Origin of the sequence: Poseidonibacter lekithochrous, from assembly GCF_013283835.1 — a bacterium.
GTDB classification, from domain to species: Bacteria; Campylobacterota; Campylobacteria; order Campylobacterales; family Arcobacteraceae; genus Poseidonibacter; species Poseidonibacter lekithochrous.
In genome coordinates, this window is record NZ_CP054052.1 from 3458881 (window position 1) to 3472008 (window position 13128).

Annotated in this window: 12 protein-coding genes; 10 read left to right on the plus strand and 2 right to left on the minus strand. The window is 28.0% G+C overall.

What is annotated here, in order from left to right; translation table 11 throughout:
* Positions 1-70 precede the first annotated feature (70 nt).
* From ALEK_RS16650 to ALEK_RS16670, 5 genes are read left to right on the plus strand one after another with little or no spacing between them, the layout of a single operon-like run.
* Positions 71-2026: an EAL domain-containing protein gene (locus ALEK_RS16650; protein WP_071627997.1), complete on the plus strand. Its 1956-nt coding sequence runs from the start codon at positions 71-73 to the stop codon at positions 2024-2026.
* 59 nt (positions 2027-2085) lie between these two features.
* Positions 2086-3231 (plus strand): ATP-binding response regulator, encoded by a 1146-nt coding sequence (locus ALEK_RS16655; protein WP_071627998.1) that lies wholly within the window; start codon positions 2086-2088, stop codon positions 3229-3231.
* Positions 3224-3985: a response regulator transcription factor gene (locus ALEK_RS16660; RefSeq protein ID WP_071627999.1), complete on the plus strand. Its 762-nt coding sequence runs from the start codon at positions 3224-3226 to the stop codon at positions 3983-3985. Before ALEK_RS16655 ends, ALEK_RS16660 begins: the two co-directional genes overlap by 8 nt.
* An 11-nt stretch (positions 3986-3996) precedes the next feature.
* The gene (locus ALEK_RS16665) at positions 3997-6168 is read left to right on the plus strand and encodes a CHASE domain-containing protein (RefSeq protein WP_071628000.1); all 2172 of its coding nucleotides are present in this window, start codon (positions 3997-3999) and stop codon (positions 6166-6168) included.
* The gene (locus ALEK_RS16670) at positions 6169-7458 is read left to right on the plus strand and encodes a GGDEF domain-containing response regulator (RefSeq protein ID WP_071628001.1); all 1290 of its coding nucleotides are present in this window, start codon (positions 6169-6171) and stop codon (positions 7456-7458) included. It abuts the gene before it with no gap.
* Positions 7459-7464: 6 nt separating this feature from the next.
* Here the strand turns inward: ALEK_RS16670 and ALEK_RS16675 are convergent, their stop codons facing one another.
* Together ALEK_RS16675 and ALEK_RS16680 are read right to left on the minus strand one after the other, a co-directional pair.
* Positions 7465-7950 (minus strand): hypothetical protein, encoded by a 486-nt coding sequence (locus tag ALEK_RS16675; RefSeq protein WP_071628002.1) that lies wholly within the window; start codon positions 7948-7950, stop codon positions 7465-7467.
* A gap of 85 nt (positions 7951-8035) precedes the next feature.
* Positions 8036-8422: a hypothetical protein gene (locus tag ALEK_RS16680; RefSeq protein WP_228146318.1), complete on the minus strand. Its 387-nt coding sequence runs from the start codon at positions 8420-8422 to the stop codon at positions 8036-8038.
* Positions 8423-8488: 66 nt separating this feature from the next.
* On the opposite strand from ALEK_RS16680, the gene ALEK_RS16685 reads away from it, so the two are divergent.
* The 5 genes from ALEK_RS16685 to clpX are packed head-to-tail and all read left to right on the plus strand — an operon-like array spanning position 8489 to position 13126.
* Positions 8489-9562, plus strand: a complete 1074-nt coding sequence (locus tag ALEK_RS16685) for an epoxyqueuosine reductase QueH (protein ID WP_071628003.1) — start codon at positions 8489-8491, stop codon at positions 9560-9562.
* Positions 9559-10602, plus strand: a complete 1044-nt coding sequence (gene lpxB / locus ALEK_RS16690; protein WP_071628004.1) for a lipid-A-disaccharide synthase — start codon at positions 9559-9561, stop codon at positions 10600-10602. The genes ALEK_RS16685 and lpxB overlap by 4 nt, the downstream gene beginning before the upstream one ends.
* A 51-nt stretch (positions 10603-10653) precedes the next feature.
* Positions 10654-11097 carry a 3-hydroxyacyl-ACP dehydratase FabZ gene (gene fabZ, locus ALEK_RS16695; RefSeq protein ID WP_071628005.1) on the plus strand — a complete coding sequence of 148 codons (444 nt, stop codon included), beginning with the start codon at positions 10654-10656 and terminating at the stop codon, positions 11095-11097.
* Positions 11098-11101: 4 nt separating this feature from the next.
* On the plus strand, positions 11102-11881 hold the full coding sequence (gene lpxA / locus ALEK_RS16700; protein ID WP_071628006.1) for an acyl-ACP--UDP-N-acetylglucosamine O-acyltransferase: 780 nt from the start codon (positions 11102-11104) through the stop codon (positions 11879-11881).
* Between the two features lie 15 nt (positions 11882-11896).
* Entirely contained in the window at positions 11897-13126 is a 1230-nt protein-coding gene (gene clpX, locus ALEK_RS16705) for an ATP-dependent Clp protease ATP-binding subunit ClpX (RefSeq protein WP_071628007.1), read from the plus strand.
* The last annotated feature ends 2 nt before the right edge of the window (positions 13127-13128 follow it).

Consider the following 13128-nt stretch of genomic DNA (forward strand, 5'->3'; position numbering starts at 1 on the left):
ATTATTAAAACATTATATTAATATTATTTATTTTTTATTAACTGATAAAAATTATCTATAGTAGGCTTTTATGGGAAAAAAAACGACATACAAAAAACTTATTTTAAAAATTATTTTAATTACTTTATCTCTAACACTTACTATTGCATTTTTTTATGCACAGTTTATGAAGTCAGAAGCAATTGAAACTCTCACAAAAGTAGATGCAAAAAAAACCACTCAACTAGTATTCCAATCATTGTACTCAGCAATGGAAAAAGGTTGGGATAGAAATGATTTAGAAAAGATTATAAAAAGAGTAAATAATATAGACAGCCAAATGGCTGTAAATGTATATAGAACACAAATAGTAGCAGATGAATATGGCGATATTCCAAGGGATTTAGAAGCTAGACAAACAAATAAAATGGTTCAACATGCAATTAAAAATGATGAAATATTAAATATTGTAGATGATTCAGCAATTGACTACTATTACCCAATCGAAGCTAAACAAGAATGTCTTAAATGTCATACAACAGCACAAGAAAACGATGTTTTAGGAGTAATAAATATTACCTATCCTATTGATGATTTAAAAGTATCATTATCATCAATTATCAACTTTTTCCTTATATTTATAATTGTCTTTTCATTGATAATATTTGTAGCTTTATTCACAAAATTTGATAAATATCTTGTAAAACCTATTAAAACATTTGTAATAAATATCAATTCTATTTCAAAACATAAAGATATTACAAAAAGAATAACTATTGATAATAATATAGAAGAGATAGATTCTATGCAAGAAGTATTTAACAATATGTTAGATTCCTTAGAATATCAGTTTTATTATGATGAATTAACAACTTTTCCAAATAGAAAAAAACTACTAGAAACCCTAGGAGAACATAAAGACGCCCTACTTTTAATCGTAGATATTGATCAGTTCCAACAAATCAATGATTTGTACGGAGATAAAATAGGTGATGATATTCTTAAGGAAACAGGGGAAATATTAGAGCGAAATATCCCTGAAAAAGCACATTTATTCAAACTTCATGCTGATGAATTTGCAATTTATTACCCTACTATTATTTCACCCGAAGAGATAAAAAGTTTTGCATTACAACTAAATGGAGTAATTGAAAATCATACTTTTACTATTAATAACTCAGAAATATTTATTAATATAACTCTAGGACTAGCTTATGGAAATGATTTCTTATTAAACAATGCAGATATTGCTCTAAAATTAGCAAAAAAGAAAAAGAAGAAATCTTTAATTTATGAATCATCTATGAACATAGAACATGAATATGAACAAAATCTAAAATGGACAAAGAAAATAAAAGATGCCATTAAAAACGATAGAATTGTTCCACTATTCCAGCCAATTGTAAATACACAAACAAAAGAAATAATTAAATATGAAGCTCTTATAAGAATGATAGACGAAAATGGGGAGTATGTTTCACCTTATTACTTCTTGGAGCTTGCAAAGAAGAATAAGTTATACCCTCAACTTACAAAAATCATGTTAACAAAAACTTTTGAAAAATTCAAAACTAAAGATAAACAAGTATCAATAAACTTATCAGTTGAAGATATTTTAAATGAATCAGTTCATGATACGATTTTAGAAAAACTATATGAATATAAATTAGGTAATAGAGTTGTATTTGAATTATTAGAATCAGAAGGTATAGAAAACTTCGTAGAAGTTAAAGAGTTCATCGAAGAAGTTAAACAAACAGGAGCAAAAATATCAATTGATGATTTTGGTACTGGTTACTCAAATTTTGAGTATTTAATGAAGCTAAATGTGGATTATATAAAGATTGATGCCTCAATGATAAAAGATATTGACAAGAATAAAAATTCACAAATGGTTACTGAAACCATCATAGATTTTGCAAAGAAAATGGAAATCAAAACAGTTGCGGAATTTATTCACTCAGAAGATGTATATAAAGTAATTAAAAAAATGGGAATTACTTATGCTCAAGGTTATTACTTTGGAGAGCCAAAAGAGTTAGATTAATACCACATTTTAGACACACTTTTCATCTACTATAATTAACTCCCTAAAAAGGTTTAATCATGGACTCAAATTATTTAAAGAAATCAACACTTTTGTATGTAGAAGATGAAGATGAAATAAGAGAATTTCTAAAAAAAAGACTTGAGAGAAAAGTAAAAAAACTCTATATTGCAAAAGATGGAGCAGAAGGCTTAGAGAGTTTTTGCGAAAACAGACCTGATTTTGTCCTAACAGATGTAACAATGCCAAATCTAAATGGTATTGATATGGCTATAAAAATTAGAGAACTTGATCCTAAAATACCAATTATAATAATGTCAGCCCACTCAGATACAAGCTATTTATTAAAAGCTATAGAATTAGGAGTAGATAACTACCTACTTAAACCCATTGATAAAACTAAGTTATACAAAGCCCTTGAGAACTCAATCAAAGCCAATTTTTTAGAACAAGAGTTAGAAGAAAATAAAAAACAAATCCTTCATCAATCAAGATTTGCCCTACTTGGGGAAATGACTTCTATGATTGCTCACCAATGGAGACAACCCCTAAATACAATATCAATATCCCTAGCAAAATTTCTTATGAATCTAGAACTTGATAAATATGATTTAGAGAATCCAGAAATGAGAAAAAAGTTTCCAGGTTTCGTACAAAGTAATCTAGAAAGAATTGAAGATTACATACAAGATCTTTCAGGAACTATTGATTCTTTTGCAAAGATATATAAACCTTCAGATCATTTAGAAGAGTGTTCTATAAATGAATCCATTAGCCATGCCTTAAGAGCATTTAAAAATACCTTATCTCATACAGATATTATTATCTATGATGAGCTACAAAGTAATGCTAAGTCAAATATATACAAAAATGAGTTTATTCAAATTTGTCTAAACCTTTTAAATAATGCCTATGAACACTTCTTAGAAAGAGAAATTCAAAATCCAAGAATTGATATTCAAACAAAAGAGAATGAAGAGTTTATCGAAATAACAATAAAAGACAATGCAGGTGGTATTAGTGATGAGATTATAGAAAAAATATTTGATCCCTATTTTTCAACAAAGTTTGCAAAAAATGGAAATGGATTAGGTCTTTATATGTCAAAACTAATTATTGAAGAACATCTAGAAGGTAAGCTTAGTGTAGAAAATGAAAATGACGGCGCAAAATTTATTATAAAATTAAAGGCAAATCATGACTAGTATACTAAAAGAAATCACACTTCTTTATGTGGAAGATGATGAAACAATAAGACCCATGTTAGAAAAAGTTCTAGGACGAAAAGTAAAAGAACTATTTGTAGCCCAAGATGGGGAAGAAGGTTATCAAAAGTTTATTGACCATAATCCAGACATAATCTTAACTGACATAAAAATGCCAAAACAAGATGGTATTGCAATGGCAAAAAAAATAAAAAAAATAAATGAAAATATACCGGTTATTGTAACTTCAGCCCACAGTGAAGCAAACTACTTCCTTGAAGCAATAGAATTAGGTATTGATGCTTATTTATTAAAACCAATTAATAGAAATAAACTCTTAGATAGTTTAGAGTCTAATGCAAAAATTGTTTTATATGAAAAAGAGAAACAAAAGCAACAAAAACTTCTTCAAACTGTTGTAGATTTACAAGCAAGCATTATATTTTCAATTGACAAAAATAAAGAAAGACTGTTTGCAAATAACTTGTTCTTTGATTATTTTAAAAATGAAAATAAATCAATTTATGATGAGAGTAGCTTTTGCGAATATGATGAAGTAAATAAAAACCCTATTGTAAAATTATTAGAAAATGAAAATGAATTATGGCTTGACTATCTGTTTTCTAATCAAAAAGAGAGTTTTAAAATTAGTATAAACAAAAATAATCAAGATGTGGTTTTCTTAGTAAAAGCAAAACTAATACATGAAAAAGACGATGAACCAATAATGGTTATAACTCTTGTTCAACTCTAAAGGATAAGATTATGGGAAAATTAGAACGTATGGGACTTTATACTCCTTCGGTTATTTCTGTATTTGTCATAGGATTATTTTTATCAATTTTTTTATACATAGAAATATCATTTAACGAAAAAAGAGCTACAGACTTAAAATTTGAACATCTCTTAAAAAGAGAAAGTTTATTAGTTCAAAAAGAGTTAGATATTAATATTCAAGCCCTTCACTCCATAAAAAATTTATTTGATGCAACACATGATGTTTCAAGAAAACAATTTAAGGATTTTGTTAGTGAATACCTAGAACTTCATCATAGTATAAAAGCTATAGAGTGGTTACCATATATTAGCAAAGAGCAAAGAAGTTTTTTCGAAGAAAAAGCTTCAAAAGAATTAAATATAGATTTCAAATTTACATATAAAAACCAACAAGGAGAAATAAAACTTCTAGAAGAAGAAAAAACAGAGTATTATCCAGTTTATTACCTTGAACCTTTTAAACCTAATCAACAAGTTTTAGGTTATGATTTATCTTCAAATAAAACTAGATTAAAAGCTTTAAAAGAGTCCATAAAATCAAGAAAAGATACTGCAAGTGCCAAAATAAATCTAATTCAAGAAAAAGAAAATACAAGTGCTTTTCTATTTTTTATACCAGTATGGGAAATCTCAAATAAAAACCAAATTAAAGGTTTTGTAGTAGGTGTATATGAAATTGAGGAGATGATTATACATTCACTTGAACACGATAATATGGACAATTCTCTTCTTGATGTGTGGCTAGTAGATAAAACAGATAAATATAAAAATGAATTACTTTACACAAACACAGACCATAATAAACCTGTAATTACAAAAAACTATGCTCCCATTAAAATAGAAGGAAGAAACTGGTTGCTTTATGCAAAACCTAGTGCTTTGTTTTTCAAAAAAAATAAAACCATTATCCCTTTTATTTCATTAATTGCTAGTTTATTTGTAACCTTCTTAATTACATATATCCTTGCTCAAAAAGTTATAAAAACTCAAGAGCTAGAAAATTTAGTTAACAATAAAACAAAAAATATTATCGAATCAAATAAAAGATATAAATCCTTACTTGAAATGTTTGACAAAAAAGTAATTGCAGCAAGGATAGATTTAAAAGGTAGAGTTTCTTACTCCACTTCAGCATTTGAGTTAATAAGTGGTTACTCAAAAGCTGAATTAGTTGGATTAAGTAATAATATTCACCGACATGAAGATGTACCAAAAGATTTAAATATTAACATGTGGGAAACAATATCTGCAGGTAAAATATTTACAGCTGAGATAAAAAATAAGAAAAAAGATGGTTCAGTGTATTGGCTAAAAACAGTCATAATGCCAGAATATGACAAAGATAAAAACATCTCTAGTTATTTTGAAGTAAGTGATGATATTACATCTAAAAAAGAGTTAGAAATATTTAATATTAATTTATCAGAAAGAATTGATTATGCAGTAAGTGAGAATCAAAAGAAAGACCAATTATTATTAGAGCAATCAAAACTTGCTGCTATGGGTGAGATGATTGGAGCAATTGCCCATCAATGGAGGCAACCACTTAATAGTCTAGCTATAAAAATACAGTTTATTGAAGATGATTATGAAGATGATTTACTTAATGAAGATTACCTAAATGAGTTCTCAACAAGTAGTATGAAACTAATTGATTTCATGTCTAAAACAATAGATGATTTTAGAAACTTTTTTACTATTGATAAAGTTAAAAGTGAGTTTGATGTAAAAGAAAAAATTGAAGAAACTATAAACATGTTGAATGCACAATTAGATAATTATGAAATTAAAATAATTATTAATAATAAAAGTTTTTCTGTGATAGGATATGTAAGCGAGTTTCAACAAGTAATTCTAAACATAATAAATAATGCAAAAGATGAGCTTGTAAAAAAAGAAATTGAAAAGAAAAATATAATTATCGATATCCAAAATGAAGACGGCTTTGGTACTATTAAAATCCAAGATAATGCAGGTGGAATTCCAAGGGATATTTTAGACAGAGTATTTGAACCATATTTTACAACAAAAGAGCAAGGTAAAGGTACTGGACTTGGATTATATATGTCTAAGATGATTATAGAAGAAAATATGAAGGGCAAACTCTCTGCATCTAATATTAACGATGGTGCTGAGTTTATAATAAAAATGGAGATATAAATGGACGATCTTTTTTTATCTAAAATAAATCTTCTATATGTAGAAGATGAAGAGTCTATTAGAAATATATTAGCAAAAAGATTAAGTAAAAAAGTCAATACCCTATATACCGCAGAAAATGGAGAAGATGGTTACAATAAATTTCTAGAAAATTCTCCTGATATGATTTTAACAGATGTAACTATGCCAAAATTAAATGGTATTGAAATGACTAAAAAAATCAGAGAATATAATAGAGATATACCAATTATAATCCTATCTGCAAATGATGAATCTAATTACTTATTATCAGCAATAGAAAATGAAGTGTCTGGTTATATAATGAAACCTTTGGACAAAGATAAGCTTTATGATGTTCTAGAAAAGAATGCAAAAGCTATTTGTCTTGAAAAAATTAATCTAGCCCAACAACAGCAAATTAAAAAGCAACAAGTGCTTTTGCAGAATATAATTAACTCTGAAAGAAATATGACTTTTTTAACAGATTTTTATTCTCTTAAATTTGCTAATAACTCATTTTTAGATTTCTTTGGAATTCAAAAAACTTCGGAATTTAAAAATGATGTAATAACGATTTTTGAGAAACATGAAAAGTTTTTGGATAGAGATATTGTTAAAGATGAATTTTGTGCAATGAAGTTTTTCAATGAAATAGAAAAACTAGATGAAACAAAAAGAGTTGTTTTAATAAAAGATAGAAATTCAAATATTAAATCTTTTTATATAAGTTTATCAAAACTTGATAATAACCTATTTCTAGTTAGTCTTACAGATATTACTAAAATGACTTTAGAAAAAATAGATACAGAACAAAAAGCTTATTACGATGGTCTTACTGGAATTTATAATAGAAATAAGTTTCAAGAAGTATTTGAATATGAAGTAAAAAGAGTACATAGATATAAATATCCTTTATCTATTGCTATTTTAGATATTGACCACTTTAAGAACTTCAATGATCAGCATGGACACCTAATAGGAGATGAAGTTTTAATTTTAATTGCAAAGAAAATTCAAGAAAAGATTAGAGAAACAGATACTTTTGCTAGATGGGGTGGAGAAGAGTTTATTTTATTATTTTTTGAGTGTACTAAAGAGGATGCAAAAAATAAAGCAGATTTTTTAAGAAAAGAGATAGAAAAAACTTACCATGAAACAGCAGGTAGAATTACAGTAAGTATAGGAATTTCTCAATATCAAGAGAATGATTCAATGGATGACTTATTTAAAAAAGCTGATGACGCACTATATAGAGCAAAAGAAAATGGTCGAAATAGAGTTGAAATTTAAATAATCTTAATTCTTAATACTTGTATTTAAAAGTATCATTTTCTTAGGAGAATAAATTATACTTGTTTTTGATAAATCATTAGAAGAAATAACATTACAGTTCTTAATAACCAATTCTTGATTGGCAAAAACAACACCTGCTTTAAAATCATCATTTCCATCTTTAAAAGTTATATTTTCAATATGAAGTAAAGAACTTTTTGTATTAATAAAATTAAAGATTTGATTTGTTTTATTTCCATCTAAAACCACATCTTCTTTGCTAAGGCCTTTTGCACTTTTTATAAACAAGTTATACTTCTGATTATCTACAAAATAAAATGCACCTAAGTCCGATGTAGAGTATATACCTTTATCTAAAATAATAGTATCATCCTGATTGTTTAATGCAGATTTTTTTAGAGCAAATCTTAATTCATTGGCATCTGATACATTAAATATTTGAGAAAAGCCAAAAGAGAACAAAAGAGCAGAGAGAAAAAATAACTTCATATAACTACCTTTATTATATAATAATTCTTATCATATAAGTATAAGGCTTACAAATAAATTAATTTTTAATTATTATTTAATAATTTTATTTATCTTTTCTAATTCGTATCAGTATTCTATTTTTTCTATCTCTATGTGTTATTTCTCTTTCATTTCTGTCAAATAACTCTTTTATAAAAGTATCTTCATAACTTGGATGTAGATTCTGAGAATTAAAAGTTTTTAAATCTTGACATTCAAAAGTAGACTTACAAATCCTATCTTCATATATTTTCATATCAAGAACTGCTGTTCCTGCGCTAAAAATCTGTACTTGAGTGTAATCTCTATATTTAAAAATAAAACCTTTATCGTAAAATTTCATAGAAGGTGTTTTAATCAAAATAGTAGCGCTAGAAGTTAATTGTGGCTTAGTATTAAAACATCCTGTAAAAATAAATATTGAAAGTAATATTAGGAATATGTTTTTCATATCTAATCCTTTGTTTTAAAATATTTTACTATAATATCTCTAAATTATAAAATCAAAGGTTATTTTTTGTTAGTACATATTTGTTGTGCCGTCGATAGTCACTATTTTTTAGAAAGAATACAAGAAGAATATCCAGATGAAACATTAGTGGGATTTTTTTATGACCCTAATATTCATCCATATAGTGAATATAGACTTAGATACTTAGACGTAGAATACTCATGTCAAAAACTTGGCATTGAACTTATAGAGGGACCATACAATTTAGAAGCATGGCTTGAAAAAGTAAAAGGGATGGAACACCTACCCGAAAAAGGTGATAGATGTACAGTTTGTTATGATGACAGACTTGATAATACAGTTGAAAAAGCAAAAGAATTAGGACATGATAAATTTACTACTACACTATTAATTTCTCCTAAAAAATCTCAAGAAAAACTAGATATTATTGGTCATAACTTAGAAAAACTGCACGGAATCGAATTTATTTTCAGAGATTACAAAGCTGGTAATGGGGCTGAAATTCAAGGTAAAAAAGTAAAAGAAAACCAACTTTATAGACAAAACTATTGTGGTTGTTTATTTGGTCTAAGTGCTCAAAGAGAAGCTCAAAAGAAAATCATGGATGAGATGTTTAATCCTATCTCAAATCAGATTTTGCCTGAGTCAATTGAAGAGCGATTAGAGCTTTATAAAAGAAGAAATGAGCTAGAGAGAACTGGGGAGCAATATAAAATAGTTAAGCATAGATTCTTAAACTATAGACTTTTAAGCGCAAGAGTTAAAGTAGCTAAACAAATTGTATCTTCGTATGTTCTACCCTACTCAATGATAAATAGAAACAAAACAAATGGAAGAATTGAATATGAAAAAGATGGTATTAACTATCTAAATAGAGATGAATTAAAAATCATTTCACTTGAAAAATTCAATGCCTTAGCTAATACAAATTATTCAAACATAAAAGAGTTAATGTATTCACCTCCCTCTTTTGAAAAAGAGTTGGAAGTAAGAAATCAAATCATAAAAAGTGCTTTTAATCTAAGTACGATTATTGTTTTAGATGAAATTATTGATGCAAAATATGAGATTGAGTTAGAAGCTGAGACTTATGATGACGTAAGAGAGGAAATTATATGAAACTTTTAGTTTGTGCAATGGAAACATCTTCAAACATCCACTTAAGAGAGTTAAAAAAACACTTTTGCGATGATGTGGAGATGGTAGGGGTTTTTGATAAAGAATTAGGTAATCCACTTTATGATTTAACTGCTTTAGCAATTATGGGATTTGTTGATGCTCTAAAAAAACTAAGATTTTTCTTCAAACTTCGAGATGAATTAGTAGAACTAGCAAAGGATTGTGACAAAGTTTTACTAATGGACTCTTCAGGTTTCAATCTACCCTTAGCAAAAAAATTAAAAGCCACATATCCAAACAAAGAAATCATTTATTATATCCTTCCTCAAGCTTGGGCTTGGAAGCAAGGAAGGGTTAAAAAACTTGAAGCTTATTGCTCAAAACTATGTTCAATTATTCCTTTTGAAAGTGAAATATATAACGATAAAAATAAGATTACTTATGTAGGACATCCACTGTTAGATGAAATTACTAATTTCAAAGAAGAATTAAATACAAGTGGAAAAATTGCTTTTATGCCAGGAAGTAGAAAAACTGAAATAAAAAACCATATGCCAGTATTTAAAGAACTAGCAAAACAGATACCAAATAAAAAACATATTTTAATTATTCCTTCAAAATTTGATGATGAGTATATAAATAAAATCTATGGAGATATTTCAAACTTTACTATTTCAAGAGAAGCCCATGAAACGCTACAAGAAGCGGAATATGGCTTTATCTGTTCAGGAACTGCAACACTAGAAGCTGCACTTATTGGAACACCATTTACACTAAGTTATGTGGCTAAAAAGTTCGATTATGCAATAGGTAGAATGTTTGTAAAACTTAATCATGTTGGATTAGCAAATATCTTTTTTGAGAAAATGGGAAAAGAGCAAATTCATAGTGAGTTTTTACAAGAAGAAGTGAGTGTTGAAAACCTTTTAAATGATTATAAAAATATGGATAAAAAGTTATTTTTTGAAAATTCTAAAGTACTTAGAGAGTACTTACAAAATGGAAGTTCTCAAAATGTCGCAAGCATAATTCAAAACTAATTTTTATTTGGATAAAATATCTACTATATAATAAAAACTTTAGGATAATAAATGTTAGATGTTACAGAAATTCAAGAAATTCTTCCTCATAGATACCCATTTTTATTAGTTGATAGAATCACTGATATGGAAAAAGGTAAAACTATTGTAGGTTTTAAAAATATCTCAATTAGTGAGCCTGCATTTATGGGTCACTTCCCAGGTCATCCAATTTACCCAGGTGTTTTAATCTTAGAAGGTATGGCACAAGCTGGTGGTATCTTAGCATTAAAAAGCAACGATTTAACAAATGAAGAACTTAAAAATAAAGTAATTTACTTCATGAGTATTGACAAAGCAAAATTCAGAACACCTGTTAAACCTGGTGATAAATTAGAGTACAGAATCGAAGTTAAAAAACTAAGAGGTACACTAATCGTTCTTGAAGGTAAAGCATATGTTGATGATTCATTAGTTGCTGAAGCTGAATTAAAAGCTATGGTAGTAGATAAATAATCAGATGAATAATATTCATAAAACAGCAATAATTGAAGAAGGTGCAATCCTTGGTGATAATATCACTATTGGTGCATACACAATTATTGGAAAAGATGTAAAGATTGGTGATGGAACAAGAATTGATTCACACACAGTTATTGCAGGTAAAACTACAATAGGAAAAGACAATCATATCTATTCACATGCTGCAATTGGAACTGATCCTCAAGACCTTAAATTTAATGGTGAAGAAGTTGAACTAATTATTGGGGATAACAATAAAATTAGAGAATTCACACTATTTAATCCAGGTACTGAAGGTGGTGGTTCAATCACAAGAATCGGAAGTAATAACTTGTTCATGGGTTACGTTCATGTAGCACATGATGTTATTATTGGTGATAACTGTGTATTCGCTAACTGCGCTACACTTGCAGGTCATGTAGAGATTGATGACTATGTAGTTGTTGGTGGATTAACACCAATTCACCAATTTTGTAAAATTGGAACTCAAGTAATGATTGGTGGAGGTTCTGTAGTAACTCAGGATATTCCTCCATATTGTTTAGCAGAAGGGAATAAAGCCGTTCTTAGAGGACTTAACCTAAATGGTCTTAGAAGAAGATTCGATAATAGAGAAGATATTAATGCAGTAAAAACTGCTTATAAAGCTTTATTTGAATCAGGTAATCCATTAGCAGACACAGCCAAAGAATTACATGAAAATGAAAATAAATATGTTAAGAATTTAGCTTCTTTTTGTTTAGAAACAAAAAGAGGAATTCCTTACAATAGAAAATAAAATAATAGGTACAAAATGAGTAAAATTATATGTGATTTTTGTGGAGCAGAAGATTCAGCAGAAAACCCAGTAATAGCTGGGGAAAATGCTTGTATTTGTAAAGCTTGCGTTGGTGCAGCTCATGACATCATGTCTGGAAATATTTCAGAAGGCCATGACCATCTTCCTGCTGTTCAAAACGACGAAGAAAAAAAAGAAGAAATCAAACTTAGAACTCCTGCTGAATTAAAAGCAATTCTAGATGATTATGTTATTGGTCAAGAAAGAGCAAAAAAAGTATTATCTGTTGCAGTATACAACCACTACAAGAGAATTTTCAGACATAATGAAATTGATGATGATACGGAATTAAATAAATCTAATGTTTTATTAATTGGACCTACTGGTTCAGGAAAAACACTACTTGCTCAAACTATTTCTAAATATTTAGATGTTCCTTTAGCTATTGCTGATGCTACATCTTTAACAGAAGCTGGATATGTTGGTGATGACGTTGAAAACGTTGTTACTAGATTAGTTCAAGCAGCTGGTGGAGATATTGAAAAAGCTCAAAGAGGTATTATCTTTATTGATGAAGTTGATAAAGTAGCTAGAATGAGTGAAAATAGATCTATTACTAGAGATGTTTCAGGGGAAGGTGTTCAACAAGCACTTCTTAAAATTGTAGAAGGTTCTGTTGTAAACGTTCCACCAAAAGGTGGAAGAAAACACCCTGGACAAGATGCACTTCAAGTTGATACTACAAATATTTTATTTGTTTGTGGTGGAGCTTTTGATGGTTTAGAAGATATCATCAAGAAAAAAGAAGGTGCTAATGTTCTTGGATTTAATCAAGCTGTAAAAAGCAAAAAAGAAGATAGCAAACTTATCTCAAAAGTTGAAACTGATGATTTAGTTAAGTACGGATTAATTCCTGAGTTAATCGGTCGTTTACATATGTTAGCTACACTTAATGAAATAACTGAAGAAGATATGGTTCATATTTTAACTGAACCAAAAAATGCTTTAATCAAACAATACATTAAATTATTCGAAATGGATGATGTTAATTTAGAATTTGATAAAGAAGCATTATTAGAATTAGCAAAACTTGCAATTGAGAGAAAAACAGGGGCAAGAGGATTAAGATCTATTCTTGAAGATATTATGTTAGACATTATGTATGATCTACCTGATTACAAAAACAAAACTGTTACAATTACAAAAGATGTTGTTCTTAAAGTTGAAGAACCAAAAATAGCATAATA